The sequence below is a fragment of the Peribacillus sp. Bi134 genome (genome assembly GCF_918698065.1).
Taxonomy (GTDB): domain Bacteria; phylum Bacillota; class Bacilli; order Bacillales; family DSM-1321; genus Peribacillus.
In genome coordinates this window covers 101,444-127,913 of the sequence record NZ_CAKKLN010000003.1, presented here as the reverse complement: position 1 = coordinate 127,913, position 26,470 = coordinate 101,444, and the positions used below count along the sequence as shown (strand labels likewise).

Annotated in this window: 27 protein-coding genes and 3 pseudogenes; 21 read left to right on the top strand and 9 right to left on the bottom strand. The window is 36.9% G+C overall.

The features are described 5' to 3' along the window. Positions 1-249: 249 nt before the first annotated feature. Positions 250-543 (top strand): hypothetical protein, encoded by a 294-nt coding sequence (locus LQ188_RS06550; RefSeq protein ID WP_063593415.1) that lies wholly within the window; start codon positions 250-252, stop codon positions 541-543. 150 nt (positions 544-693) lie between these two features. Here LQ188_RS06550 and LQ188_RS06545 read toward each other — a convergent pair whose 3' ends face one another. Further along, complete coding sequence (locus LQ188_RS06545) at positions 694-1,098, bottom strand: hypothetical protein (protein ID WP_101221979.1); 405 nt, start codon at positions 1,096-1,098, stop codon at positions 694-696. Between the two features lie 363 nt (positions 1,099-1,461). Between LQ188_RS06545 and LQ188_RS06540 the strand changes: the two genes are divergently transcribed. From LQ188_RS06540 to LQ188_RS06500, 9 genes and pseudogenes are all read left to right on the top strand, one after another. Continuing rightward, on the top strand, positions 1,462-1,710 hold the full coding sequence (locus LQ188_RS06540) for a hypothetical protein (protein ID WP_101221980.1): 249 nt from the start codon (positions 1,462-1,464) through the stop codon (positions 1,708-1,710). Between the two features lie 239 nt (positions 1,711-1,949). Next, positions 1,950-2,378, top strand: coding sequence for a DUF5082 family protein (locus tag LQ188_RS06535; RefSeq protein ID WP_101221981.1), 429 nt, complete (start codon positions 1,950-1,952; stop codon positions 2,376-2,378). Next, positions 2,378-2,668, top strand: a complete 291-nt coding sequence (locus LQ188_RS06530; RefSeq protein ID WP_101221982.1) for a YwqI/YxiC family protein — start codon at positions 2,378-2,380, stop codon at positions 2,666-2,668. The genes LQ188_RS06535 and LQ188_RS06530 overlap by 1 nt, the downstream gene beginning before the upstream one ends. Beyond that, a complete protein-coding gene (locus tag LQ188_RS06525) occupies positions 2,665-4,590 on the top strand; it encodes a T7SS effector LXG polymorphic toxin (protein ID WP_101221983.1) in 1,926 nt (641 codons plus the stop codon). The genes LQ188_RS06530 and LQ188_RS06525 overlap by 4 nt, the downstream gene beginning before the upstream one ends. Next, on the top strand, positions 4,590-5,198 hold the full coding sequence (locus LQ188_RS06520; protein ID WP_101221984.1) for a hypothetical protein: 609 nt from the start codon (positions 4,590-4,592) through the stop codon (positions 5,196-5,198). Before LQ188_RS06525 ends, LQ188_RS06520 begins: the two co-directional genes overlap by 1 nt. 438 nt (positions 5,199-5,636) lie before the next feature. Beyond that, the gene (locus tag LQ188_RS06515) at positions 5,637-6,437 is read left to right on the top strand and encodes a DNA/RNA non-specific endonuclease (RefSeq protein ID WP_230176347.1); all 801 of its coding nucleotides are present in this window, start codon (positions 5,637-5,639) and stop codon (positions 6,435-6,437) included. Continuing rightward, the gene (locus tag LQ188_RS06510) at positions 6,438-6,848 is read left to right on the top strand and encodes an immunity protein YezG family protein (protein WP_101221985.1); all 411 of its coding nucleotides are present in this window, start codon (positions 6,438-6,440) and stop codon (positions 6,846-6,848) included. It begins immediately after the preceding gene. 534 nt (positions 6,849-7,382) lie between these two features. Further along, a pseudogene (locus tag LQ188_RS06505) lies at positions 7,383-7,789 on the top strand (RNase A-like domain-containing protein); the annotation flags it as partial. 17 nt (positions 7,790-7,806) lie between these two features. Beyond that, positions 7,807-8,106, top strand: coding sequence for a contact-dependent growth inhibition system immunity protein (locus tag LQ188_RS06500; protein WP_230176346.1), 300 nt, complete (start codon positions 7,807-7,809; stop codon positions 8,104-8,106). 415 nt (positions 8,107-8,521) lie between these two features. Here the strand turns inward: LQ188_RS06500 and LQ188_RS06495 are convergent, their stop codons facing one another. Further along, positions 8,522-9,406: an iron-hydroxamate ABC transporter substrate-binding protein gene (locus LQ188_RS06495; protein ID WP_353616215.1), complete on the bottom strand. Its 885-nt coding sequence runs from the start codon at positions 9,404-9,406 to the stop codon at positions 8,522-8,524. On the opposite strand from LQ188_RS06495, the gene LQ188_RS26955 reads away from it, so the two are divergent. Beyond that, the gene (locus LQ188_RS26955) at positions 9,372-9,473 is read left to right on the top strand and encodes a hypothetical protein (RefSeq protein WP_353616210.1); all 102 of its coding nucleotides are present in this window, start codon (positions 9,372-9,374) and stop codon (positions 9,471-9,473) included. The genes LQ188_RS06495 and LQ188_RS26955 overlap by 35 nt on opposite strands. 323 nt (positions 9,474-9,796) lie before the next feature. Further along, positions 9,797-10,597 (top strand): subclass B1 metallo-beta-lactamase, encoded by an 801-nt coding sequence (gene bla, locus LQ188_RS06490; protein WP_363320582.1) that lies wholly within the window; start codon positions 9,797-9,799, stop codon positions 10,595-10,597. A gap of 366 nt (positions 10,598-10,963) precedes the next feature. On the opposite strand, the gene LQ188_RS06485 is transcribed toward bla, so the two are convergent. The 3 genes from LQ188_RS06485 to LQ188_RS06475 all read right to left on the bottom strand — a co-directional run bounded on the left by LQ188_RS06485 (position 10,964) and on the right by LQ188_RS06475 (position 13,593). Continuing rightward, positions 10,964-11,209, bottom strand: a complete 246-nt coding sequence (locus tag LQ188_RS06485) for a hypothetical protein (protein WP_101221991.1) — start codon at positions 11,207-11,209, stop codon at positions 10,964-10,966. Between the two features lie 328 nt (positions 11,210-11,537). Continuing rightward, complete coding sequence (locus LQ188_RS06480; RefSeq protein WP_230176345.1) at positions 11,538-12,749, bottom strand: SpoIIE family protein phosphatase; 1,212 nt, start codon at positions 12,747-12,749, stop codon at positions 11,538-11,540. A gap of 22 nt (positions 12,750-12,771) precedes the next feature. Continuing rightward, positions 12,772-13,593 carry an alpha/beta hydrolase gene (locus LQ188_RS06475; RefSeq protein ID WP_101221993.1) on the bottom strand — a complete coding sequence of 274 codons (822 nt, stop codon included), beginning with the start codon at positions 13,591-13,593 and terminating at the stop codon, positions 12,772-12,774. Positions 13,594-14,574: 981 nt separating this feature from the next. Between LQ188_RS06475 and LQ188_RS06470 the strand changes: the two genes are divergently transcribed. From LQ188_RS06470 to LQ188_RS26950, 3 genes and pseudogenes are all read left to right on the top strand, one after another. After that, positions 14,575-14,784: a hypothetical protein gene (locus LQ188_RS06470; RefSeq protein ID WP_230176344.1), complete on the top strand. Its 210-nt coding sequence runs from the start codon at positions 14,575-14,577 to the stop codon at positions 14,782-14,784. Between the two features lie 157 nt (positions 14,785-14,941). Then, positions 14,942-15,904, top strand: coding sequence for a peptidoglycan-binding protein (locus tag LQ188_RS06465; protein ID WP_230176343.1), 963 nt, complete (start codon positions 14,942-14,944; stop codon positions 15,902-15,904). A gap of 103 nt (positions 15,905-16,007) precedes the next feature. Beyond that, positions 16,008-16,073: pseudogene (locus LQ188_RS26950) on the top strand (peptidoglycan-binding protein); the annotation flags it as partial. 42 nt (positions 16,074-16,115) lie between these two features. Here the strand turns inward: LQ188_RS26950 and LQ188_RS06460 are convergent. Then, a pseudogene (locus LQ188_RS06460) lies at positions 16,116-16,196 on the bottom strand (Rha family transcriptional regulator); the annotation flags it as partial. 79 nt (positions 16,197-16,275) lie between these two features. On the opposite strand from LQ188_RS06460, the gene LQ188_RS06455 reads away from it, so the two are divergent. Both LQ188_RS06455 and LQ188_RS06450 read left to right on the top strand, forming a co-directional pair. Beyond that, positions 16,276-17,193 carry an acyltransferase gene (locus LQ188_RS06455; protein ID WP_230176342.1) on the top strand — a complete coding sequence of 306 codons (918 nt, stop codon included), beginning with the start codon at positions 16,276-16,278 and terminating at the stop codon, positions 17,191-17,193. 371 nt (positions 17,194-17,564) lie between these two features. After that, positions 17,565-19,163, top strand: coding sequence for a phosphodiester glycosidase family protein (locus LQ188_RS06450; RefSeq protein ID WP_230176341.1), 1,599 nt, complete (start codon positions 17,565-17,567; stop codon positions 19,161-19,163). A gap of 265 nt (positions 19,164-19,428) precedes the next feature. Here LQ188_RS06450 and LQ188_RS06445 read toward each other — a convergent pair whose 3' ends face one another. Together LQ188_RS06445 and LQ188_RS06440 are read right to left on the bottom strand one after the other, a co-directional pair. Then, positions 19,429-20,013, bottom strand: a complete 585-nt coding sequence (locus LQ188_RS06445) for a TetR/AcrR family transcriptional regulator (RefSeq protein WP_230176340.1) — start codon at positions 20,011-20,013, stop codon at positions 19,429-19,431. Positions 20,014-20,020: 7 nt separating this feature from the next. Then, on the bottom strand, positions 20,021-20,773 hold the full coding sequence (locus LQ188_RS06440; protein WP_230176339.1) for an alpha/beta hydrolase: 753 nt from the start codon (positions 20,771-20,773) through the stop codon (positions 20,021-20,023). Positions 20,774-21,415: 642 nt separating this feature from the next. Between LQ188_RS06440 and LQ188_RS06435 the strand changes: the two genes are divergently transcribed. The 4 genes from LQ188_RS06435 to LQ188_RS06420 all read left to right on the top strand — a co-directional run bounded on the left by LQ188_RS06435 (position 21,416) and on the right by LQ188_RS06420 (position 24,861). Then, positions 21,416-22,312 carry a R2-like ligand-binding oxidase gene (locus tag LQ188_RS06435; protein WP_230176338.1) on the top strand — a complete coding sequence of 299 codons (897 nt, stop codon included), beginning with the start codon at positions 21,416-21,418 and terminating at the stop codon, positions 22,310-22,312. 541 nt (positions 22,313-22,853) lie between these two features. Next, entirely contained in the window at positions 22,854-23,090 is a 237-nt protein-coding gene (locus LQ188_RS06430) for a hypothetical protein (RefSeq protein ID WP_101221999.1), read from the top strand. A 468-nt stretch (positions 23,091-23,558) separates the two neighbouring features. Continuing rightward, positions 23,559-24,437 carry a YitT family protein gene (locus LQ188_RS06425; protein ID WP_230176572.1) on the top strand — a complete coding sequence of 293 codons (879 nt, stop codon included), beginning with the start codon at positions 23,559-23,561 and terminating at the stop codon, positions 24,435-24,437. Between the two features lie 181 nt (positions 24,438-24,618). After that, positions 24,619-24,861, top strand: a complete 243-nt coding sequence (locus LQ188_RS06420) for a PepSY domain-containing protein (RefSeq protein WP_230176337.1) — start codon at positions 24,619-24,621, stop codon at positions 24,859-24,861. 421 nt (positions 24,862-25,282) lie between these two features. Here the strand turns inward: LQ188_RS06420 and LQ188_RS06415 are convergent, their stop codons facing one another. Beyond that, positions 25,283-26,344 carry a DUF3900 domain-containing protein gene (locus LQ188_RS06415; protein WP_230176336.1) on the bottom strand — a complete coding sequence of 354 codons (1,062 nt, stop codon included), beginning with the start codon at positions 26,342-26,344 and terminating at the stop codon, positions 25,283-25,285. Positions 26,345-26,470 lie beyond the last annotated feature (126 nt).

Genomic DNA, 26,470 nt, shown 5'->3' with positions numbered 1-26,470 from the left:
GGTTCCAAAACTTCTGGATTTTAAAAGGGATGAAACTTCACCTGGACCTTTATTCAAGAACGAGGCTTTAATGATATGGTTCATCACTTTTCCATATATGGTCTTGTGAAGCTCGTTAAGGAGGTAGATTTCTTTAGGTTTCAAGGCTTTTCTAAACAAAGAATTTGTATATTTAAATATCTTGAAGTAGAGTATATTTAATATACATTATTTTAACCGGTATTTTCCGATGGAGGTTCTTTTTACTTTATGAAGGCAAGATATGAACTCGCGAATATGAACTTAACAGTAAGCAATGTGACTTTACGTAATGCTGCGGATAGCTATGTCCTCTTGAAAGCTGCAGATGATCAAAATAATGAAATCACGATCAAGCTTTCCCACGAACAAGCGGAATTTCTGGAAGCGGAATTAAGGGAAGTAAATCGCCGCCGCAGGGAAAATAGTCCTGATATAACAGGAAATGACCAGGAACGTATTAATGACGACGATTCTTTTAATCTGTTCAGTATTGATTTATTCAATGAAAATGAATCGAAGTAATTCCCCGAATCAAATTTGCTTCTCTGTAACCTTCCTTTTCATTTAAGATGCTGCTACAGAGAATTTATCATTCCCGCCAATACAAAATCCGAATTTCCAGTTATTGAAAGGCATTAGGAATGTTTTAAGCAAGGTGACCTATCGTTACCTTTATTTTGATTGCTTGAATAAATTCTTCACCAATAGGAATATGGATGATAGTACAGCAAAAACCATGAAAAATACGATGAACCCCCATAGGCCTATCGCCGCATCTTGAAACTCCATATTTCCCCTGCTGGTAAGGGCTTGCTGTATCTCAATGGCAAATACTAAAACAACCATGACTGTAAAGGTATAAAGGAAAGAGAGTATCGTTATCCCAAAACGCATCCGGGCAATTAAATTAGATAAAAATAACACGAACAAAAATATGATGATACCGATGATTCCCATTATCCAAAAATGCAAATCTTTGTCCGTTGCATTTGAATTTAATGTGTCACTTACAAAGAATAGGATGAAATCGTGAAGATTATTGACGATTTCAGCTAATATCTGGATGATTTCTTTCATTTTTTCACACCTCCAATCCTTAGATTATAGCAGGTTATAAATCTATATAGAAGAGGGAAGGTCCTCGGGGTTGCCAGACTGACCTTTGGTGGAAGTAATGTGTAATCTTACACATGCTAAGAGAAGTATATTCTGGGAAACGTATAAAAAGCATATGTGAATGAAGAAGTCAGGACATGCAAGTTCAGTTAAATAAGGGGAGATTGAACAAAATACATAGAAAAATAAAGTAATTCATGGAAAGCAGGAGTACCTATTTCCAATGTTTTTAATGCCTTTAGCAACCTTAGCCATGATTGTTTGATCGGTTTCTTTATTTATAAAGTTAGTAAACCTTAATGCTTAGAGTTGGAGGAAAAAAGGATGAATGATATACATAATCATGTGTTAACAGTAATTGATTTTATGAAAACCGGACACAAAACTTGTTTTGTGAAAGTTATCGGTTTTGATGCTGAATCCGGACAGGATTTTGAAGGTGAAGTTAAATTTGTCGGTGATTTGCCTTTTGGCGATTTGATACATCCCGAGCGGTCACATTTATCTTCCTCTTGCAGGGAATTTGTTCGGGATGACTTACTGCGCAGATACAGTCAAGGGCAGTTTGAATGAAGTGTCGGAAATTTTTATAGAGAATCTAATAAGATGACATTCTGCTAACTTGTTTAAAATTGGTAAAATGCCGGGTATAAAGAATATGGTATGTAGGAACTTTTGTATGCCAATCTTCTCTTTTAACTGACAAAATAGCATATTTCTCCCTATTTAACTCTCGGACTATAATCCTTATAATATTAAATAGGAAAATATGACATTTAGTGTAGGATTATACTGTTTCTGAGGTGAGTTTCATGGTTTATGCAGATATTTTGAGTAATATACACTCTGCTATCTCCGGTAAAAAAGCTGATTTGAATGTGAAAATAGAGCGTTTAGAAAATGCGAAGAACGATATTATAAAAGAGCAAAGCATGTGCTTAAGCGAGATTAGGAAAATAAAAGACCCTGAGCTAGGTGGCAGCTGGACAGGGAATCGCTCGGATCAATTTCAGGAAGCCCGTCATGATGCCTATAATGTGATGTTTAGTATCATTCATGACGATTATGATGATTACCAATGGAAAATCGAAGCGATGATTACAAAGCTGAATGCAGAGAACACGCTTCTGAGCATAGCGGGGAATATAGCCCAAGAAGCCGATTCCCTTTTGAGCAAAGGTGAAGAGGCATTTGAGCAGCTGGAAAGTAAAATATCCGATTTAAAAAGGCGGTTGTTTTAATGACGACAATCAAACTGAATCATCCTGCCGTAACGAAGCAAGTCGATCAGGTGAAGACGGCACTTGGTACAGTCACGCTTGGAAATTTGCCGGCAGGCGAGCTGGGCAACAATAAATTGGAATTCACTTCGAAATGGATCGACCGGGAAACGAACTTGGAGAAGGTCTTTGAACAATATATCAAAATCGTCCAGAAAAATGTGGAAGATACCCGTGCCAACATTGACTTATTAAAAGAACAGGATGAAGCCATCGCCCATACGTCTTCACATGGGTATCCTACGCGATGAAAATATATGAAGCCGAGACATTGACGGCCGCAACCAAGTCGCGCGCCAAGCAATATGAAGAACTAAAAAAGGAAGTCGCAGCCCTGAAAAAGGAATTTCAGGGCATCGTCGGCTTGGATAACGAGTTTCAGGGAGCCGGTGCTACCGCCATCAAAAGCTTCTATGAAGCGCAAATCGAGGTGGCGGACGCCTGGATGGAACTATTCACGACCCAGATCAGTTTTTTGGAAGGCATACCTGCCACCCTGGAAGAGGCGGACCTCTCCGGAAATACGGTGGTCGAGGTTCCCTTTTTAGATGGCGAAGTGTCAAACGGCATCAACCAAGCGAAATCGCTTGTCGATGAACAAGCGAACGATCTCCAAAGAATCCTGAACAGCATTGACGATATCCTGCCTCTTGATATGTTCGATCAAAAGGACTTTAATGAAAAAATCACGCTGGCCGGACATAGACTGGATGACACCGTGACAAAGGTCGAGAATGTCGACCGGCAATTGGTCGAGGAATATGATTTGTCCGTTGGACAGGAAAACGTGGCCGTTGGCCTCTTCCGTGCCTTGCTTGATGCCACCAAACAGGACGGCAACGTTTCGCCGATGACATTCAATCAATCGGCATTCAAAAGCAGTGATGTCTATCAAGTGAAGGATGAAGTCGCCGGTCAGATGAAAGACTATCAAACCTTCAAAAAGCAGCAAGCCGAAGCCCGGAAAATCGAACAAGAAATGGAAGAACTCGAAAACCGCCCATGGTACGAAAAAGCCTGGGATACGACAAAAACCTTTACAGGGGAATTCACGGGATATTATGATTCTATCAGGGCCTCAACCGGAGTCGATCCAGTAACGGGCCGCAAGCTGTCCGATGCCGAACGAATCGCCGCAGGCGCCATGGCCGCCGCTGGATTCATCCCCGTCGTCGGCTGGGCCGGCCGGGCCATCAAAGGCGGAAGCGCCCTATACAAAACGGCCAAAGGACTCAACGCAGCGGACCACGCGCTCGATGCCTATAAAACGACAAAAGGCTTTAGCCTCCTCCAGAAAACCGAATATGGAATATACGGACTCCTCGCAGCCAACGGCCTCGGCGAAGCGGCCACAGGCAAAGACATGTTCGGCAACCAACTGACCGAGGAACAGCGCCAGAACGGGCTGTTGATGGCACTCGGAATCGGCGGTGTGGCAGGTGCTGCTAAAGTCGCCGATAAAGTAGCAAGTGGTACAAAATTCGTCCCTTACAGCAAGGAATTTGCGCAAAAGCAGGTTCAGAAGGTTCAAGCTACAATAACAGACATAGCTAGATCAGGAAAAACCACGTTAAAAAATATAGTTAATGAAATAGGTAAGAAAGAAATCCCTAAACGGATAAGTATGGAACAAGTTTCCCTCGCAGGAGGACCAAGCCTTCCCCACATTGTGATGGAAAAGCAGACAATTAAGGAAGCCTATCAGAAATTTACTGTTAAGGATAGCAAAGTAGAGGCTGCTTCAGGCGAGAGTGTTCCTAAGGGTAAGGTTAAGGGTATTACAAAAGGTGAATATAAAAACCTGAGGAAAAAGACACCAAGTAACGAGATAAGAAAAATGGTTAATCCAGATGGTCCTAAAGTAGACCCAGTATACGGGTATGAAGTTGAAAAGTTTGAAGCAGACCATATTGTTTCAATGAAAGAAATAACTGAAATCGAAGGATTCAGTAGGTTAACTAGAGAACAACAGATAGAAATTCTAAATCTAAAAGATAATTTTGTTGGTCTTGGGAAATCTTCGAATGCCTCTAAGGGGGCTCATAGTTGGGCTGATTGGAAAGGACATTCTAAGATGGGAGAGGTTCCTGTTAATGTTAGAATGGAGATGCTAGAAAAAGAGGAACAAGCTAGAGAAGCGCTAAAAGTAGCTATAGAGGAGCGGTTGAAGTAATGAAGAAATTTGAAAAGATTATTATGGGTAAAACCATTGTAGTGACTGCCGAAAAAGAATTAGAACCTCAAATAGAAAATTTGTTTGCTATATTAGAAAAGGTAGATTGTAATAAATTAATTCATGGATTCTCTCTTCAAGTTGGTTGGTCTGTCTATTATTTACATGAGAGAGAAACCGGGAATTTTATATTGACTTCTCCTGATTACTCTAGAAATCCATTTGAAGATATAACAGAAGATTTAACTTTAGCATTGTGGGTACAACTAGAACAAGGTCATTTTTTGAGAAAGATAAATGTCAATGGTTTATCAATAAAATTTAGTGATAAAATCATACTTACTAAAGGTGTACTAGAACTTGAGAAAATATATTTACAAAGAAATGGAGATGTTGAAAAAGGAGATTCAGGTTGGTATATAGGTCCTGTAGAGGATAATAATACTACAGAGTTGTATGCTCTATATGCTTATCAACTACTAAAAATTAAACCAGAAATCATTCAAGTTCTTGCTTTACCAAATGACTATATGGTTGTTTTTGAAGGTAATGAAATAGAAGCAGTATTAAACGAAAACGATGTAGATGTTTTTAAAGGCTCTATATAGATTTCATTTACGGGAATTTAAGTTACACAACTAAACTATACAGGAAGTAAAACATTGAATAAAGCACTTGATTGTCAAACGGACAACAGGTGCTTTTTGTTTTATGTGAGAAATTGCTATGGACGACATAAAAAATGCTAATGAAAAATTCATAACTCATGATAGTTGTACCATCAAGGCATTCTGTTTTAATACTTGGTTTGTGAAAATAATAAAGATAAATAGGCGAGATGACATTTTACATGGCTGGATGTGCAGTTTAATCGGCTAAGAGAGCTTACCGAATAAGGTGCAACTTGTTTTTCTTTTATATGACCTTAACCCAAAAGTTAAGGTCTTTTCACTTTTGATATGAATATGTATCATCTTAAGCCATACAGGTTCCTCAGATAATAGGCCGTGAGGCCTTAAAATCATATAGAATTACTTCAGGCAAGTGTGGCTAAGAAAAAAATAGCAAGTGGTACAAAGTTCGTCCCTTACAGCAAGGAATTTGCGCAAAAGCAGGTTCAAAAGGTTCAAGCTACAATAACAGACATAGCGAGATCAGGAAAAACCACGTTAAAAAATATAGGTGAAGCAATCGGTAAAAAAGAAATCCCTAAACGGATAAGTATGGAACAAGTATCCCTCGCAGGAGGACCAACCCTTCGCCAAGTTATGATGGAAAAGCAGACAATTAAGGAAGCCTATCAGAAATTTGCGGTGAAGAATAGCAATGTAGAGGCTGTTTCAGGGGAGAGTGTTCCTAAGGGTATAGATAACGTTAGATATGGTGAACAATACACGAAAGTAAATCGTAAGAAGACCTTAAAACCCAATGTAGAGTATACAACAAAAGAAGGATATAAATATACCACTGATGATAACGGACGTATTGCGATTGCTGAAGCTAAATTAGAATTGGGTAAAGCAAAACGAGATCCTTATGCCCAAAGAAAGGTTGGAGGAGACGATAGACTATCAAACGATGATGGTGGACATTTAATTGCAAGTATCTTTAAAGGTTCTGGTGAAATAGATAACTTAGTACCCATGAATGCTACTTTAAATAGGAGTGAAAATAAGACTCTAGAGAATACATGGAAGAAGGCTTTAGTAGAGGGTAAAGAAGTAACCATTAAAGTAAAACCCATATATGAGGCACAATCAGCTAGACCAAGTGAGTTTAAAATCAACTATGTAATAGATGGTAAAAAATATTCAGATAGATTAACTAATTATTTAGGAGGTAAGTAGATGGAAACCAAAATAATGGAGCAGACATATCAACAAATTGCGAATACATTAATTAATATAATTCCAGAGGATTGGAAACAAATCTTTTTATACGCTGAATTTAGAGAAGGTTATAAAAAAGTTTTTTTCTATTATTACCCTGAAACTGGAGGGGAACCAGTATATAGTCTGGATATAACAGATTTATTTAATGTTGATGAGGAAGAGTTTGATGGGCTTGATGATGATTTGTATAATTATTTTTCAAGATTGCGTGAAGAATTTAAGGAGCAAGAACAGGAACTATGGACAAACCTAACTTTCATTTTAGATAACACAGGAAAAATGAAAATTAATTATGGATATGAGGATATTTCAGAACTTAGCCCAGTAGAAAAACAAGATAAATGGGAAGCTGAATATCTAAAGTAAAACATTATATAGAATGAAACCCCTTGATTGGCTAAACACCTTTCAAGGTTTCTTTTTTTGGGAGCTACCTAGTGCCGAATAAATAGTTTGGTACTAAGAGAGTAGAGATAACACTTATTAGTTATAAATAATGTTTGACAAAAATTTATCGTACATAAAAACAACTTTAAAAACAGGTACCCTATTTAAGCCCTATGGGTACCTCAGATAAAAGGCCGTCAGGTCTAAAGTGGTACAAAGTTCATCCCTTACAGCAAGGAATTTGCGCAAAAGCAGGTTTAGAAGGTTCAAGCTACAATAACAGACATCGCGAGATCAGGAAAAACCACGTTAAAAAATATAGGTGACGTACTAGGTAAAAAAGAAATACCTAAACGAATAAGTGTGGAACAAGTTTCACTCGCAGGAGGACCAAACCTTCCCAAAATTGTAATGGAAAAACAGACAATTAAGGAAGCCTATCAGAAATTCACGGTGAAGGATAGAAAAGTAGAGGGTGTTTCAGGGGAGAGTATATCTAAGGGTATAGATAATGTTAAACCAGGAGATAAGAGTTCTCTTGCACCTGGTGGTGGACTGGCTGTACATGAGTCAAGAGGTGGGCATTTGATTGAAAGACATGTTGGGAAAACTGATGAAGAATTATTTAGAAAGGATAAGAAATAATCCAAGAATTACTGGTTCTTCTACTTTTATAGATAGGCATACAGCTGAGAAAGTTGCTTATACAGTCTTAAACAATCCCAAAAATATTGAGAAAATACAAAAGTGGCTTTCAGAACCTAATAGTAGACCTACATTACCATTAAGATACAAGGGTGATGGAGAGATAGTTGGTAGCAAGAAACTCCGAAGTTGTAGAGAATGTTACAAATGCAAAAATTGTACTTAAAAAGGATTCAAACGGTAATTTTATTCTAACAGGATATCCAGAAAAATAATGAAGCGAGGAATTTAAATGGACGAAAGTTATGATTACTTAGAAGAGTTAGAGGATTTTTTAGGTGGAACATTCCACCAGGATATTAGTTCGCCTGAACAAGCATTAGCTGAGTTTATAAACGAAGCTAATAAAGAATGTTTGCTTTTTACAATAAAGTATTGTGACGATTTTCTAACTAGTAATAGAACAAAACAAGAAAAGGAAAACTATATTCAAACTAATGCTGAAATTTATTATCCCGCAATTGGATTAACTCCTATACAGTGGCTTAATAATGTCGTAGAACAAATAAAAGAAGCTGTTAAATCAAAATAGTATTTTTTTGAAAATCTTGGTTGGTAAATAAAAGGACCTTAACGTATGTTGTTAAGGTCCTTTTATTATAGTGACTGAAGGACTATAGCCTCCTCCAGAAAGCCGAATACAGGATATACGGACTACTCGCAGCCAATGGCCTCGGTGAAGCAGCCACCGGCAAAGACATGTTCGGCAACCAGCTAACCGAGGAACAGCGCCAAAACGGCCTGTTGATGGTGCTCGGAATCGACGGTGCCAAAAACTAAGCATTTTAGTTTAAAGATAATGTTTGTAATGAGTTAATTTATATAGCTAATAATAAATCACCAGTTTGCCTTTTAGGCAACGTTGCTTTTTATTTATTCTGAGAAGCAATTCAAGTATAAAACACATTAAAAAAGGAATTCTCATTTAAAGAATTCCTTTTTGCATATTATTTGTCAAGAAATGATTTTTCGAAAAATTTCAGAAGGTGCTCTAAAGTGATTGGATCACTGTAGGTAGATGCTTTACTATTTATTTCAAATATACGATCGTTTTTAACAGCAGGTATATTTTTCCACGTTTCGGTCTCCACAAATGAGTTAACCACATCTGGGTTTTTACTAAAGATAATATAATCTCCAGTATACTCAGGAAGCACTTCAGATGAGAGTACATAAATGCCGGATTTAAGTGCCTTTTCTTTTACTTTTTCAGGCATTTTCAAATCCATTGCTTGATACAATATTTCAGTTCCGCGTGCATAGTTATTTCCAAATACATAAAACTCCTTAGCATCATTTTCAATCACAGAAACGGTTGCATCTTCACCAATTTTTGCACGTATCGCTTTTCCTGCGGATTCTGCACGCGTTTCGAAATCATTAACCCATTCTTTTGCTTCCTTTTCTTTATTTAAGAGTTTTCCGATTTCTATTTGCTGTGATAAATAATCTAATTTTCCCCAAGTGAATACTACAGTTGGAGCAATTTCATTTAGCTTTCCAATATTTTTCATTTCGGATCCCGCTATGATTAGATCCGGTTCCAGTTCAATGATTTTCTCGAGGTTATCTTCTGATACGACTTCCACTCCCTTTAGTCTTTCTTTAAAAAGGGGATTCATATTAGTCCATTGGTCTATCCCAACGACATTACCTTCTAAAGCCAATACATTAGGTCCATTAGAGAGAGCAATTATTCTTTTTGGTTTTTTAGGAATCTCAATAGGGCCAGTTTCTGATTGATATGTAACTGTTTCTTTTTTAGCCTTGGATGCATTATTTTCGTTCGCTGTCTCTTTGCTCCCACAGGCACTAAGAATAAGTACGAACAAGAGTAGGAAGGGGATGAATAGCTTTTTCATTCTGATTTTGCTCCTTATTAATTATAGAGTAGGTTAAAAACATACCAAAAAATGTCTAATTAATAATGATATTCATTTTCAGTGACTACATCAATATATTAATAGTAATGATAATCATTGTCAATAACTTTCGCCAGATGGCTAAACTCTGTGTACTACAAAATTTCGGTGTTCGCAATCATCATTTTCTGCCTGCGTCGTTAAATACTTGATGTTGAAGTCTTCCGTTAAATTTTGATTAATCTATAATATTCAATTTGATAAGTAATTGTTTACATAACTATATTATGGTCTAATCGTTGAGAGGTCATATATATTTAAACTGAAATTTGAAAGTATATATAATTCTATAAATATAGTATAGAAAGGAATAATTATATTAAAAAGTTAAAAAAAGGGTTTTTAATCGGGTTAGCAAGTTTTTGTTTTTCAATACTAAACATTTCGACACCGGTTTCAGCTCATGAAGCTAAATCAAAACGAACGGTAATAACCAGTGAGGATGGATCAGTAGTTCTAACTCAAACAAAAAAGGATGTATGGGTACATACAACATATACGGAAATCCAAGGTAATAAGATTGGTGCGAATGGTCTGGTTCTTAATACTTCAAAAGGAATCCTCTTAGTTGATGCAGCTTGGGACGATACACTGGCAAAGCAATTATTGGATATGATAAAAAAGGAATTCAAAAAACCTGTCAAACTGGCTATAATAAGTCACCACAATTACGATAGAATCGGTTGTATACAGGCATTATTGGATCAAAAAATAAAAACGGTAAGCACTTCTGAAAAAGCAAGGTTGGCAAGAGAGTTCAACTATCCTATGCCTGATCCTTCACTGGATTCAATGGCATCAACTTTAAAAGTTGGGAATATGAAAATCGAAATTTACTTCCCCGGGGAAGCCCATACTTCTGATAACATGACGATATGGCTTCCAAAGTATAACTTATTATTTGGTGATATGATTTTTGCACTGAAACAAAAGAATTCGGGGATCATTGATGAAGCTAACATGGAAGCTTGGCCAAATACGATGAAGAATTTAATGTATGTGTATAAAGATGCGAAAATCATAATTCCTGGTCATAAAACTTGGGGAGATTTCAGTTTGCTTCCACATACATTGGAAATTGTCCAGGATCATGGAAAATGAATTAATTAATTCTCATTCACTTCTAATCTTTAAGCAACTTGTCCACACCTTCCATCAGTCCAAGCATATACAAGAGTAAGGAGGGTGTTAGTATGCAGATAAATTGTTGTTATGAAGAAAAATGTTTTGAGAACAATGACCCAAGTACAGTATGGTTTCCTGGAAATCGTTGTAAATGTAAGTGCAAATGCAAAAAAAACAGGCGCCGTTTTTATTAATCACTAAATGAATGACTGGACATGAGTTGTTCAACAGAGGCAGGCCTAGTGGCTGCCTTTTTTATTTGGACTTGAAGTTGATGGTGAGTAATGCTCTGAAATATAAAAGCTTAAAAACACTCAACCATGATGGCTGAGTGTTTTTAAGCTAGTCTTTCTTAAGGATCTGCCTGCTTTGCTGAATGATTTCATTATTTTTATTAATCGCTTCAACATTGTTTAATTTAACATGGTCATTGATCATTTCATTGTCTTCCATATATTCAAGTAACAGTTCGACGGATTTATCCAATAATCTTTCCAGTGGGATTTCCCTTTCTTCTGCCAAATGAGTGAGCCGCATGTTTAAATGAGAAGCGAGTGAAGAAACGAATGGATCTCTACCTTCGTTCATTTGCCATGCCCCCTTCCTCTTTAATAGCTTCATTATATTATGGAAATGATTGGAAGGCAAATGGGACAAAATTAATGAAAAGCTGTTTAGATCGATTGAAAGTGTGCTGGTAGCTGGATGATTTTTGGATTGGTTTTTGATAGTTATTTTGCATAAAAAATAGAAGCTACCCAAAATAGATAGCTCCTCATTTGTTTTATTTTATGACAATTACAAAACTGGTCCATTAAGACTCTCGGTTTTCGAACCGACTATATTAGTATCTACTACCTGAAGTCCCAAGAAATTGAACAGCAGTTTATGTAACGGATAGCACAACCCGAAAGTCTTATTTTAGTTTAACCAAAATAAGACTTTGGTCATCTTTACGTTGGTCAGTGTCCTCTTCATTTCTAAGCGATTGTATAATTTCCTCTTTAAGTGTAGATAAAGGGGCAGCCGAAAAGGTCTTTAACAATGAGCATAAACGGTCTGAACCTAGAGGTTCTTCAACTCCATCTGTATAAAGGCACAGCATACTGTCCTTATTGTATGTAAGGGTATTTGTTTTAAAAATAATTTCTTCAAACATCCCGAGTGGAGGCCGATTAGAACGCAACTGATATTGTTTTCCGTTTATATCCTGTAAAAGAACGGAAGGATGGCCTGCATTGATATAATTAATTTCTCTCTTATCAGTATCGATTAAAAGGTAGACGGCTGTGCAGTAATGCCAAGTTTCATTTGTGTTTTTGAATAAAGAATGAAGGTGATCATCTAATTCCTTCATCACAGTTTTCACTTCAGAACCTTTTAAAATTAATCTCTGAAATATGGAATGAAGTGACATGGTTATGAGAGCTGAAGAAAGACCGTGCCCCATCACATCAAGTAGGATAAGTCCATACCGTTGGGCGTCAATTTGATAAAATCCATATAGATCACCTGATAATTGATTGGAGCCTTTATAATATGCTTGAATTTCAAGATGTTCATTAATAATAGGAACTGGTAATAATGTCTCTTGGATTTTTTTGGCAAGACCCAGTTCTCTTTCTGTATCTACTTTGTATTTTTCATTTTTTTCGTTTAATTCACTAAGTTTATCCTTTTGAACTTTCATCGTTTCATGAGCATTCTCTAAATCAGAATAAGCCTTATTCATACCATTTAGAGCTGTCACTGCCTCTTTTTTCGCTATAAGAAGCTCATTTTCTAATTCGTTTCTTTTTCGCATTGGAATCACCACACACTCAATAATAGTTCTTCCATCACGCTCTCTTTGAACAGCGTTTAGTAACACAGGTATTTCTTCATCGTCTTCAGACTTTAAGGATATGTATATTTCCTCAATCTGATTTTCTAACTTGATCAGAGGAACCAGATAAAGCTGATGAAAGAGTATAGCAGAAGCCGAAAGGATAAAATTAATAGGCTGCCCTTGCAATTGATCGAGATTATACCCCAATAATTTAAGTAAGGTTTGATTAACGGATAAAATATCATCTTCTTCTGATAAAGTAAAATATCCGCAGGGTGCCTCATTCAGTTGTTCATTCACAAAAATTCACACCCATCTCTATCTATAAATCGTTTGTCGGAAATTCATCCAAAAACTGTCTAATTAAGAATATCGTCTCTTCAGGATGACTCATATGTGGACAGTGTCCTGTTGCTTTCATCACTTTCAATGTACTATCAGGAAGATGCTTATGAATATATTCTCCTACTGCTGACGGAGCAATAACATCTTCTGAACATTGCAAAATGAGTGATGGTACTTTTACTTTTGGTAAGTCTTTACGGTTGTCTGCAAAAAAGGTAACCTCCGCAAATTGTCGAGCGATAATAGGATCAGTAGAGCAAAAACGATTCTCTAGATCCCGTTTAAGCTCTGGCCGATCTGGATTATTCATTACCGTTCCAGCAAAGGCGGTTGCCCAGCCTATATAATTTTTGTCCATCATATCAATCAATCCTAAAAGTTGTTCTTTTTCGAATCCCCCGTAATAATCATTAGGCAGATTCAGGTAGCAAGGAGAAGGACCAACCAGAACAAGTTTAGAAAAATATTCAGGATGTTTAATTGACGCCAGCATGCCAATCACACATCCAACAGAGTGTCCAACAAATATAGCATCTTTTAGGTCTAATGCGGAACAAACATCAAGTACGTCTTGTGCATACCCTTCAAGAGTACTGTATCTTTCCACGTTATATGCCTGTATATCTGAATTACCTGACCCAACATAGTCAAATAGGATAATTTGGTATTCATCTTCAAAGTCTTTTGCAACTGATTGCCAGACATTTTGATCACAACCAAAACCTGGAGCAAATATCATTGGTCGTGTACCACTTCCTTTAAACTTTACATTATTACGCAATAAAATATTGGGATTCATAATTAGCTCCTTCAATAGAAGATATACTTACTATATGTTAACACTAACCTTATTCGAATTAAAGAATTACACTTTAGTACTAAATCGGAGGAACTTATCTTTAACTTCACCAGGATTTACTTGAACTGGATTGTCTAAGCATCTATTTACCTTAAAAGTTCTGTCATCCTTGTACCATTGTAAGTAATGATCGGTTTTCATAGACTCACATTTGCTGGTCAGTGAGTATGAGGAACCCGATTATCTCCTCAAACCATCATATAAGATCTATTAATAAGCATGAAATAAACATTAATCTACTGATTTACAAAGGCAGTAAGATAAATTTACTTGCTTCAAATGACTTGGGATCGGGGGGAGATTGATGAACTTCGTGGAGTTCCAATACTTTAGGAAACTCTTAAAATTACGTATACACGAACTTCTTATACCCGGAAAAGGCCGACAACGTTCCTTTATAATTAGCCTTTGCAAAGCCTAATTATAAAAGGGTTATGTATAGGGGATCCACTAGGGATTTTTTTAATTAGATCGAAATATATGGCCATGATGTGATTCATTCCACTGTTCTAGAGTGTAACTTCTTTTTAGAAAACATTTTGTAGAGAGCAAAGATAAGTGGGGTTTAGAGAAGTATGTACTGATCATGTGAAGTTCTTTAATTCAATTTATCTATTTTATAATCGTGATAGAAACGCTACAAAAAATATATAACCCTAATTTATGTCTATATTTGAATAGATAAGATGGGGGTTTTTATAATGGTAATTTAAACTTCTCCCTTTTTCTGATTCAAATCCTTCAATATGGATTCACCCCATCTTTAAGAAATTTTCTGATGACTATTTGGAGATCATTAAAATGTGGCTAGCTTCAATTTTTTTTCGCAAAATAATTATTTAAATAATAAATCAATATCGGACGCCTTCTTTATTTTTCCTGTATAATAATACTATATTTTACATTTGGGAGGAATTATTTATGGATCAAGCCAGTAGTTTAATAGGGCTTTTTGCAATCATACCGATTTTGTTCTATTTGGGACTTATTGTATTAAGTGTTTATTTCATAATTAAGATAATTAAATTCATCAATGCAAAGACAAGATTAGACCAAGAAAGAAATGAAAAGCTGGATGAGTTGATAAGGGTAATTGCTAAAGATAAAGAAGATCAAAATATGCCTTTATAATAGATTAAAAGCACAGCCCCATTTAGGGCTGTGCTTTTTTTATTTAAGAACGATGAACCTATACTAGGTCCTCATAAAAGGGCGTTTTTTTGTAACGTCAAGGTAGGTGTACAAGCATTTCCTAATTGGCACCATAACATATTAGGAGGTGATAAAATTGACAGTTAAATTAGAAACTTTATTGGATCGTTCAGAAAAGAATATGGGCAGCGGAATTCATCCAGTCGTAAAAGAATCGGCATTGGAAATGGTTAAACGGGCATACCAAGAAGGAATTTTCGTGCAAATCAGCGCAGGTTATCGATCTATGGAAGAGCAAGCAAAGCTATATGGTCAAGGTCGCCTAGGATATATCTACGATGGTAAAAACTATAGTGATTTATCGAAACCGAGAGTGACCAACGCGAAGCCAGGTCAATCTTACCATAACTTTGGACTAGCCATTGATTATTTCATCGTCAGCGATGATGGAAAGAATGCAATATGGACGGTTGATACAAAATGGAAACGGGTAGCGGCAATTGGTAAATCCTTGGGCTTTTCATGGGGAGGGGATTGGTCAAGCTTTAAAGACTATCCGCACTTGGATATGACGGGCGGACTGACTTATTCTCAGTTAAAAGCGGGAGTGAAGCCTAGACTGGTATCAAAAGTGAATGGAACCACTCCACCAGCTACACAAGTCGAATCCGAAGTCATAGTAAAAGATACGCCAGCAAAGGACAGCGGCAATCATACTATCAAGTCCATTCAAAGGACATTAAATAGCAGGTATAATGCAAAAATAGATGTTGATGGTTATTATGGTCCCAATACTAAAAAAGCGCTGATCAAGGGTTTTCAAACCGAATTGAATAAACAATATGGTGCAAAGGTTAATGTTGATGGAATATGGGGACCCCAAACAAAAGCAGCTTCACCTAATGTTAGGGAAGGGGCGGAAGGGAATATCACTTATATCCTTCAAGCTGCACTTTATTTGGAAGGGCATAATCCACATGGAATAGATGGTATCTTTGGAAGCGGAACGGAAATAGCGGTGAAGGCATTTCAAAGGGCTAACGGATTATCTGCAGAAGGGATCGCCGGTGAAAATACCTTTGCAAAATTATTTGGATGAAATATATGAAATGTAATAGAATATAATGCTTAAATGCTATTATTCATAAAAAGTGAATACTCCAATAATTTAAATATCGAGCTGATGATAGATTTAAGGTGAGGAAACGAAAGCAGCTGTGAAAGCTTATCAGAAGCGAAAAAGGTTAGTTGTTGACGGACAACTCTAAAAAAACCTTTACGTATCCTTTAATATCTCAATTTAAATAGTCATGACGTTTCCCAACCATTTCTGCAACTTCACGACTATCTACCAGCAATTGTTCATGGTGATTTACAACCTTTAATTCAATTACCCTTTTTCGGAAATCCGAAGGCTTCAACTTCACAGCTCCTCAGATTTTCTTATGCGGTCTTTGTGGTGAGCTAAAAATGATGTATAATGAAAGCGTTTTTAACACTTTGAAAGTGGGTATGGACAGCATGGAAAGCATTTCTAACATCTTGCATAAACCGGAAACAAATAATGAAATACACTTTATAGGAAATACCGAAGATGAGATTTCGTTTGTGAATAGTAAAATCAAATTTTGGGGTAAAGGAAATCGGTTAATCATTGAACGCGGAGCTGAATTTAAAAATGCAACGCTAAATTTTAATGGCAACAACTCGCTCATAATCATTGGGAAATCAAATCGCAATGCAACAATGAGCGTCAGTGTTTGGAATGATAATACATTCTTCCTTGGTCGCAACTATTCATTTAATGGTTTAGCGAGATTTATTCTCTCTGAGCAAAAGAATCTATTCATCGGTGATGATAATATGTTTTCAAGTGGTGTAGTCGTTCGTTTGGCAGATCCACATTTGATCTACGATGTAACAACTCAAAAACGGATAAATCCAACAAAGAGTGTGTACTTAGGTGACCACATTTGGATTGGACAGGACGTCATGATTCTAAAAGGAGTAGAAGTAGGTACAGGTTCAATTTTAGGTGCAAAGTCACTAGTGGCAAAATCCATCCCATCAAATGTAGCAGCTGCAGGAAGTCCTGCACGTGTGGTGCGGAAAAGTGTTTTTTGGGCACGACCATCTGTACATGCATATACTGAAAAAGAAACAGTTGAATCACAAAATTTCCCAGATGGCCGTTTTGTTTATAAGCCAAAAGGCTCGACAGCGAAACATTTTGCGAAAATTGAAGAACAGCTTAATACCGCAATTTCTGTAGAGGAGAAGACTGACATCTTAACGCCTTATCTTAAAGTAACAAATAAGAATCGTTTCTATCTTCCTGTGCCTCCTGAGAAAAAGAAAACATTTTTCGATCGAATCTTTCGCAAATGAGGCAAGAAGTAAATGAATGAATTTATCTCAAAAAATAAATCAAAACTCTGAGTTGTTTTCGTTAACCACAGGAAAATTTTTTGGTCATTGATACACTTAACTTATTACAGACAACTCTACCTAAATGGAAAGCACGAAAGGCTCTTCGTACATCTATTACATTTTTCTTCAAAGGAAACATTGTTATTTAAGTTATCAAAGTGAAGATGTCCTAAAAGTTATCCTTTCACAAATATGAATTGTAATATTTATCGAGTATTTATGCTCATTTTTGTTCACTTAAAATTGACTGAAATATAATAGTCTTTTTAATTTTCCATCATATTCCTCCAATAAAGTTAAAGCAGGACATAACTTTATTGGAGGAAAAAATGAAAAAATTATGGAAAAAGCCCATTTTGCCTATCGCCACTATTAGTCTAGCATCTGTGATGATTGTAAATGCCATTCCAGAAACTCCAGTTCATGCAGAATTGAATGCTCAATTACATGTTAAGAATCATGTGCTTCCGTTAGGAACACCCAATTTGATTGAGCAAAGAACTTCCATGAATCCAGCACCAGGAGTGACGTATACCAATATCCATCGTGGTGAAGCATCTTCTAAAGACTATTTCACAGTGGATGTGGCATTTGTAAAAACAAAGAAGCAGGCAAAGATATTGTTGGGAAATTTAAAGAGAGATGGTTTCAAAAAAGCTCGTATCATAAGAGAAGCGGATCGGGCCATGGATGATGGGGAAAAAGGTCCACTTGGATACATTGTCCGCATCGGCCAATATCAGCTGGAAGCGGATGCAGCAGAAATGAGAAACAAGTTATCGGAAAAGGGATATTCGGGTCTACGGACTGTGTATACGGGAGAAGACGGAGAGAAAACAACAGGACCATGGGTAGTGAACGTCCTTGAAGTGGATCAGGATCGATTTCAAGGGCATGTGGAACCTGAATTGGCAAATGATACAGTGACAGGGAAAGAAACATTGACCAAAATCGCTGACAGAAATGATGCCATTGCAGGAGTTAATGCCGGATACTTTGTTGTAGGAGAGAAGGATGGAACACCAGGCGATCTTGCCGGTATATTCGCCAGCAAAGGTCAGCTTGTCAGTGAGGCGATAAATGGCCGTTCAGCTCTAATTTTATCTTCTGTTGAAGAGAAGGCAAACATTGCGTCCGTTTCAACGTCAATTCAGGCTACGTCATCTGATGGTGCGGTCAGGGAAGTGGATGGGGTAAATCGGAAGCCAGGATTAATCCGCAATTGTGGCGGTGTTGGAGGAGATACGACAACAGAACGGGCAAAACATGATTTTACTTGTAATGATGAAAGTGAGCTTATCCAATATACGCCCGTATTTGGAGGAAAGACAGAATCGGGCGACGGTGTGGAAGTAGTCGTAAATCATGCCGGAGAAGTGACGGTAATTCGTAACCATCGCGGAGGAGTCATTCCGGGCAGTGGTTCTGTTCTAGCGGGAACAGGGGAGGCAGCAGAGTGGCTTCGTGACCATGCCCGACAAGGGATGGAGATTCAGGTGAAGAGTGAAATCATCGGGGATGCAAAGCTATTAAAATTAGACCAAACCACCAGCATGATTAATGGAGGTCCTCGTTTAATGGAAAAAGGGGAAATTTCCATTAATGCCGTAGAGGAAGGCTTTCACTGGGAAGAAGACCCTGGGTTTTATTATCGTTTTGGGGAGCGCCGTAATCCTAGAACGCTTGCAGGAATCAAAGAAAATGGCAATCTATTATTTGTCACCATCGATGGACGCGCACCCGGATGGAGTGTGGGAGCTAATTTTGAAGAAAGTGCGAAAATCATGAAATCATTAGGGGCAATCGATGCCATCAATCTAGACGGCGGCGGATCGACGACCATGACAGTTGGGGATGAGCGAGTCACAAGACCCTCTGATGCAGCAGGTGAACGCCCGATTGCCGACGGTATAATGTTAGTAGAATAGATGGGCAGAGATTAACGACTTCAATTATAAAATAAACTTAAAATCTCTTCAGATAGGTTTCTGAAGAGATTTTTAACGGAATCATCCGATCAAGATCACAAAGAAGTCAGCTATTAATTGTTTGAACTTCAGGCATAATATAAGGTCTAAAGATACTCATGGGGATTTTTTTTGTTGAAGAACCTTTTTACTGTATTTTAAGCGCTCGATTGTGGAAGTTCCTCATTTAATCTTTATTCAAGATATGACCTATTAAAACGGTAGACTAGCTACAAAACTCCCTTACAATCTGGTTCTTTATTTCTTCTACCGGAAACCCTTGTTGATAGGTGGATATCATCAACATAATACCTTGTAGCACAGATGAAAAATATAACGATCGTTTTCTTGGTTCCTTTTCACCCATATTTTCAAATATTTTACATTGAAACTCAAATTGTCTAGCATTTTCTTCAATAATGAGATGACTGTATTTTATCAACTCTTCATCTGACTCTGGCTGAGTTTGAAGGTGTAGATAGAAGCGATGGATTTCCGGTTTTTGGTGGATATAATCAATGGCACCATTGATTATATATTCAAGCTGTTCACGAGGTGTATTTAAGGCGAACGCTACTTTCATGACTTCCACCACTTCCCTGATTCTGGCTTCAACCATTTCAGAAAGCAGTTCTTCTTTTCCTTTGTAATAGTTATAGAGTAACCCTTTCGAAATGCCCGCCTGATTGGCTATCTCGCTTATGGAAGTAGCGTAATATCCTTGTTTCATAAATAACTCCATGGCTGCAGTACGAATATTTTCTTTTGATGCTTGACGAATACGGTCATTTTCTTCAGGTGTACGTGGCATTTTATTTTCAATCCTCCATAAAAGCAGTGAATTCTCCATATAAAACTTCGGAATGGGTGAGGGGCAGCATATGATCGGCATCCTTTATTTCGATGAAACGGATATTTGGAACCTTTCGGAAACAATCAGCAACTAGAAAATTGTCTGCCAAGTCCTTTTTGCCGATAAAAAATAAGGTTTCGGCGTTCAATGCTTCTAATCGTCCTATTGCTGGCGGCTGTGGCCATTTCATGCAGAAATCAGCGGGCCACTTAAGCATGCGCTCAAAATGATGCCTGAGCATTTGAACAATGAGATCTTTGTGCGGACTATCGATTACCACCTGATATGTTGGTGATTGAAGGGCAAGCTCTAACATCTTATCTATATTGGGTGCACTTTCCAATATTCTGTCATGATATTGTTCAAACTCCTTTGAATAGGGAAAACCAGTTAAAGAAGGAGCAATTAACACAAGTTTCGATACTCTTTCAGGGAAATTAAGAGAGAAATCAGTTGCAATCTGCCCGCCTATGGAATGGCCAATAATCGTTGCCTGATGAAGTTCCAGGTAATTCATTAGTGCCAGTACTTCGTCTACATAGTTTACATGTTTTATAGGGGATGGTGATTTACCGGCACCACGGCCATCAAAAGCAATAACTTTGTAATCCTTAGATAAAAGAGATGCTAAAAATGTCCATTGCCTCAAATCATTCCCACCACCATGAATAAGAACAACAGGACGACCATTGCCATAAATCTCGAAATGTAAATCCAATGCAACCCCTCCATTTTTAACTGAATTTTCAGTTTTGTTTTATTATTGAATGAATGTTTAGTCAATAGAAAATGTAATTTAATTCCTTATGATCTTAGATACTATTTCCATTCCGAATAATGGCGTTAACCAATAGAAAAAGCACAAAATTATTGAACAAGCAGGGAAGTAGAGCTTCGGAATCTCTCCATTACCTTTGCAAAAGCCGATTCTAATCGGTTCCTAATTTGTTTATTTCCATTTTTCTATATCTTAATCTTACGTTACAGTGATTAAAACTGCCAAGCTTCATGCCAATTCTGCTTCAGGTGTATGCTCGACTAACTGGGCCGTGGCTTCGGTGACTGGTGGGTCTAAAAGCGTTCCTGGATTTCCATCTCCTCAGGTTTTCTTATACGATCTTTGTGTTGAGCAAAAAATATTGCATAATGAACACATTTTTAACAATTTGAAAAAGTGGTATGAGAGGCGACTATTGATTTATTAATTAGTTTTATTACTTGTTATAGAGTGCAATACCCATTAGTGCAGAGCCCGTTATTCTCTTTTTTTTTAATTTTTGCATCAGTCCTGAATTTGTCCATACGTATGATTCCCTTTTTGCATAAAATGGTAAATGTATAATTCGAAGGAGGACTATACTTGAGAAAGAAACTCTTAACGACGAGCTCGGAGGGTTTGATGGAAGATTCATATCCCTACCAGTTGTATCAAAAGGCAAAAAAGTTTGGAATTTGGAATCCCCAGGATATCAATTTCTCACAGGATCAAGAGGACTGGAAAACACTATCTGTTAAAGAAAAAGACTGGGTGCTGAAACTTCTCGCTCAATTTCAAGGAGGGGAAGAGGCGGTTACTCTTGACTTACTCCCATTGCTTAGGGTGATTGCGAGAGAAGGTAGATTGGAAGAAGAGATGTTCCTTACAACCTTTTTATGTGATGAAGCTAAACATACTGAATTCTTTCGACTGGTGTTAAATGCTATTGGTGAAAAAGGCGATCTTTCCCACTTGCATTCTGAAACCTATCGTAAGTTATTTTATGAAATTCTCCCCGAAACAATGGAACGGCTATGGCATGAACAAACCCCTGAGGTAATAGCTGACGCAGCTACAGTGTACAATATGTTTGCAGAAGGAGTGTTGGCGGAAACTGGATATAAATCATTTTACGATGGACTTAAAAAGTTGGGTAAAATGCCCGGACTTTTAGAGGGCATTGACCACTTAAAGAAAGATGAATCAAGGCATATTGCATATGGAACATATCTTCTTCAGCGCTTGATTTGTGAACATCCTCATCTTTTTGACAGGGTGGTTAAGAAGCTTGAGGAATTGGCACCAATTTCTATCTCCTTAAATGCAGAGGGCGTTATTGGAGAAGGGGAAAAAGTAAAGGAATACCATTCTGATATTAAGAAATACTCAGAAAAACAGTTAATGGCAAGAATTGAAATCCTTGCACGGGCGAAGGGACAGACAATCGAAGAAATTTATCGATCTGGAGGAAACTCAAAACTAAAAAAAGGTTCAGAATGACAGATTTAGAAATCACCAGTCAATATGATTGGTGATTTTTTTAATAAAATTATCATTTTTTTACTTTTAATGAAAAAATAAACAAAAATTATTTTTCGTGGTATAATTTGTGTTTTTCCCAATTGAAATTTGGAAGGGAGATGGACAAATATGTTAATCGTTTTTTAGTATAAGTATTAGTAGGAGTGTTCACGTTTAGTAATATTAATATTTCTTTTGCAGAAGAAACAGATTGGGATTGAGCGGAGTTTGAGAGATTGAAATAATTAGATACCATTGAATTTCAAGGAGAAGCCGCATTCTAAAAGAGTACAACAAGTGAAGTTATATATAATCCCAATGAAGATGGAACGACTTTGGCTGTAAAGTAGTGGACAACTAAAGACAAAGACTCTAATCAAGGTTCAATATGCTAAGAGTCATGATTCTAATAGTAGCACTAAGGATACGTCAACAAAATCCATAGGGTTGTAATTAACAAAACCAAATCAACTAGGAGTACTCAATATTCCTTATCCTTTAAAAACTAGGAGTGAAGAAAATGAAAATAAAAAAATGCCAAAAATTCGTACAGTTAGACATAAGGAATTGGGATAATACAGAGTTAGTAGAAAGATTATATGAGATTTGCGAGACTAGTAAAGAGTATGAAAATGATGAAGTAGAGGTTCATCAGGTTGTGGACTTAGGGAAACTTAAAAACGAGTGGAGATATTTAATCATTCTTAATATTTCACAAGACTTGGATAACCTAGGAGCACCAGTAGACCATTATTAAAATCTAAAATAGCAATTAACTCTGCATCAATAATATCCTTTAGTGGCAACATCCTATCCTAATAAACAGACACAGATTCAGCATCAAAATTCCTTAATAAGTTATGTTTTAAGGAATCGATTAACGGATCATCTAGTCATTTATTCAACCTCTTTTGATGATATGTTGCTCGCCTTCTAAGTGTTATTAATGCTTCTAGGTACGGCATGCTTTTATCTGTTATATAATGAGTTCCTATTTCCCTGAGTGATGGCATTGGAAAGGGTTCATCAGGTGTAACAAGTAACTTAAAACTGTTTTTCATTTATTTACCCTCACTTGAAAATGAGTATACATAAAAATTCATCCATGAAATGTTAAAGCAGGAACAAACTGTGCGGTAGGTTAGAACTTCTTTTATTTAAATTTATTTTTCCTGATTTGATATTAGGATATAATAGAAAAAAATGAATAAAAGGTGTGATTTTTCTGACGGAAGCACTAAAAAAGCAGCATAGAAAGTTATCTAGTTTGATAATTATCCAACGGACCATTCTTATTACAATTGGTGCTTTGCTAATGGCCACGGGATTGGAAATCTTTTTAATTCCCAACCATGTAATTGATGGTGGCATTACAGGTATTTCAATTATGCTTTCTCACATTACTGGGATAAAACTAGGAATCTTTCTTTTTCTATTGAATCTACCATTTGTATACCTGGGATATAAACAGTTCGGAAAAACTTTTGCTATATCTACTATATATGGAATTATAATGCTTTCCATTTTTGCAACATATTTTCATCCTATTCCACCCTTCACTGAAGATATCCTTCTTGCTACAATTTTTGGCGGCATTTTTTTAGGTGTAGGTGTAGGAATAGTAATTCGTAACGGTGGTGCACTTGATGGTACAGAAATACTTTCGATTGTAATAAGTAAAAAAGTGCCTTTTTCTGTTGGCGAAATTGTTATGTTCATCAATCTATTTATACTTGGTTCTGCCGGATTCGTTTACACATGGGATAGAGCTATGTATTCAATCTTAGCTTATGTAATAGCTGCTAAAGCCATTGACATTGTTATTACTGGAATGGAAGAAACAAAGTCAGTATGGATAATTAGCGATGAAGCAAGAGAGATAGGTGATGCAATCAATAGTCGCTTAGGACGGGGTGTGACATACTTAAATGGTGAAGGTGCCTTTTCTGGAGAGGACAAGAAGGTTATTTTCTGTATAATTACCAGACTTGAAGAATCTAAGTTAACTACTATTGTTGAAGAGATTGACCCTTCATCCTTCTTAGCAATAGCAAATATTGCAGAAGTACGTGGAGGACGGTTCAAAAAGAGAGATATTCATTAATTTAAAAAATAATACTTATTAACCGGGCCAACATTTTGATGCTGGCTTTTGTTTATGTTTTTTAATCTGTAGTAAGACTACTACACGGGAATCTTCTGTAGTTCCTAAACATATATTCACAGAACTTGGGTCAAATGCATAGTGTAAATTGAATATATTATAAAAGAGGGGAATGTTCCCAATGTATGATAATTACTACAATAATCAAACGCCTTTATATAGACAAAGATTAACCATGCAACAGGCACAAGAAATCGCACTTCAGAGAGTGCCTGGCCAAGTTCTACATGTTGATATGGATATGGAACATGGTGTTCTAGTATACGAATTCTTTATTTTGACAAATCAAAACAGAATTTATGAGGTTGAGATAAATGCAAAGACAGGAAAGATTCTGAAAGTAGAAGAAGAAGATTTGGATTAGGGAAGTTAATGCGTTGAAAAATGCTTGAAAACTTGCGATAAATCAACAAAATACAAGCCGTCTCTTAATGAGGGAACGGCTTTTTATTATGCAATGAAAGAAGGGATCCGCTTTAGGTGAGAAATTTACTTACAACGTTGAAACATCCGAGGGGGTAGTTCAGTGGTTTACAGAGTCAAAAGATTACGAAGCTGCTGAGGATTATATTTGTGAATACCGGGTGATTAACTAAATCTTAATTTACATTAGGGGATGATATACAGTTCCCCTAATAAAAACTAGGGGGAGTATTAATAGAAGAAAAATAAAAAATAGGCAGTCACGAAGACCGCCATAATCGGGATACAACACAGGTATAGTGTGACTCTAGAGTCACGTTCCGGGTCACAAATCATCAAATTTTCTTGTGACTCGGTTTTCATCAACTTTTATTTATGATTTTTTCAATTAGTACTTGTAAATCATCCGGCTTATGAAATTCAATCGGGGAAACGCCTTTATCGAACTCTATTGTATTCGATTCTATCATCAATACATATTTCCCATTAATCTTTCCTAAATGAATGCTTTCGCCAAAATCGGCTAACAGTCCTTTGACGGATGTACTGCCAAGCTTCATTCGCATTTCGGCTTCAGGTGTATGTTCGACAATCTGGGCTGTGGCTTCGACGACCTGATGGGTTTCAAGGCGTTCTTGAATTTCACGCTTTTCACTCGTTTCCCAGATTTCCAGGTCTTGTTCGAACTTGTGCAGTTCGTCACTGTTTTCTTCGAATTGAGCGGAGACATGCTCATGGACCATATGGATGACCTGGTTTTTCATGATTTCCGGCATCGATTCGCCATATTCGACGAATTTCAAAAAGTCCTCGAAGTAGCGGGCATGTGATGCTTGATGGATTTTCAGCTCGCCTTCTTCGACCATTCCTTCTTCGGGCATGTAGGGGTATTGAATGGATTTCATATTTTTAGTGGTGATTGCCATTTCAACGTGCCTAATCAAAGTCCGTTCATCCGATATGGAAGCAACTTTCGGCTCGAAATCACATTTTAATAAGAAAACGAATGGTTCATCAAGATATTTCGTTAATTTTGCCGATGCGATTATGAAGACTCCGCCACGGACGGCACTTGTATCGATATAAGACCGAGTGAATTGTTCATTTTCCTCCTGGAATTCCTGTTTTGTTTTAGCATATCGAACACGGTTAAATACATTGTAATTAGGGTTGGAATCAAGTGCATGTCCTTCTTCGACAATAAAAGAACCAATTTTCGTCGGTATTTGTTCAGTTTTTGGATGACGGTCGACTTTCCGTTTGGAAATCTTCATCAATTCCCCATCCAAAAAATCCTTTAGAGGACTTTCTTCGTATTCTTCAGTATCAAGAGTTTGGAAATGTTTAAAACGCTTATCAGCCTGATCGCCTTTTCCTTCGACTTGGATTAAATAAAAAGACAGATAGGTAATCTCAAAATCCATGAATGTCACCTTCTTCAAATATTAAGCATAATTCCGGTACTTTTTTTAAGACTTAATAAGTATAGTGATGTACTTTGATTCCGTCAAACTATTGGTGCATGAATGATCAGAATAATATTGAAGTGT

Bases quoted from the DNA above. Each gene is read 5' to 3' on its own strand.
- LQ188_RS06450 (WP_230176341.1), top strand. From the start codon at position 17,565: ATGAAAAAATTATGGAAAAAGCCCATTTTGCCTATCGCCACTATTAGT.
- LQ188_RS06535 (WP_101221981.1), top strand. From the start codon at position 1,950: ATGGTTTATGCAGATATTTTGAGTAATATACACTCTGCTATCTCCGGT.
- LQ188_RS06485 (WP_101221991.1), bottom strand. From the start codon at position 11,209: ATGAACGAAGGTAGAGATCCATTCGTTTCTTCACTCGCTTCTCATTTA.
- LQ188_RS06415 (WP_230176336.1), bottom strand. From the start codon at position 26,344: ATGGATTTTGAGATTACCTATCTGTCTTTTTATTTAATCCAAGTCGAA.
- LQ188_RS06455 (WP_230176342.1), top strand. From the start codon at position 16,276: ATGATGTATAATGAAAGCGTTTTTAACACTTTGAAAGTGGGTATGGAC.
- LQ188_RS06540 (WP_101221980.1), top strand. From the start codon at position 1,462: ATGAATGATATACATAATCATGTGTTAACAGTAATTGATTTTATGAAA.
- LQ188_RS06520 (WP_101221984.1), top strand. From the start codon at position 4,590: ATGAAGAAATTTGAAAAGATTATTATGGGTAAAACCATTGTAGTGACT.
- LQ188_RS06525 (WP_101221983.1), top strand. From the start codon at position 2,665: ATGAAAATATATGAAGCCGAGACATTGACGGCCGCAACCAAGTCGCGC.
- LQ188_RS06545 (WP_101221979.1), bottom strand. From the start codon at position 1,098: ATGAAAGAAATCATCCAGATATTAGCTGAAATCGTCAATAATCTTCAC.
- LQ188_RS06530 (WP_101221982.1), top strand. From the start codon at position 2,378: ATGACGACAATCAAACTGAATCATCCTGCCGTAACGAAGCAAGTCGAT.
- LQ188_RS06510 (WP_101221985.1), top strand. From the start codon at position 6,438: ATGGAAACCAAAATAATGGAGCAGACATATCAACAAATTGCGAATACA.
- LQ188_RS06430 (WP_101221999.1), top strand. From the start codon at position 22,854: ATGAAAATAAAAAAATGCCAAAAATTCGTACAGTTAGACATAAGGAAT.
- LQ188_RS06550 (WP_063593415.1), top strand. From the start codon at position 250: ATGAAGGCAAGATATGAACTCGCGAATATGAACTTAACAGTAAGCAAT.
- LQ188_RS06420 (WP_230176337.1), top strand. From the start codon at position 24,619: ATGTATGATAATTACTACAATAATCAAACGCCTTTATATAGACAAAGA.
- LQ188_RS06470 (WP_230176344.1), top strand. From the start codon at position 14,575: ATGGATCAAGCCAGTAGTTTAATAGGGCTTTTTGCAATCATACCGATT.
- LQ188_RS06500 (WP_230176346.1), top strand. From the start codon at position 7,807: ATGGACGAAAGTTATGATTACTTAGAAGAGTTAGAGGATTTTTTAGGT.
- LQ188_RS06445 (WP_230176340.1), bottom strand. From the start codon at position 20,013: ATGCCACGTACACCTGAAGAAAATGACCGTATTCGTCAAGCATCAAAA.
- LQ188_RS06475 (WP_101221993.1), bottom strand. From the start codon at position 13,593: ATGAATCCCAATATTTTATTGCGTAATAATGTAAAGTTTAAAGGAAGT.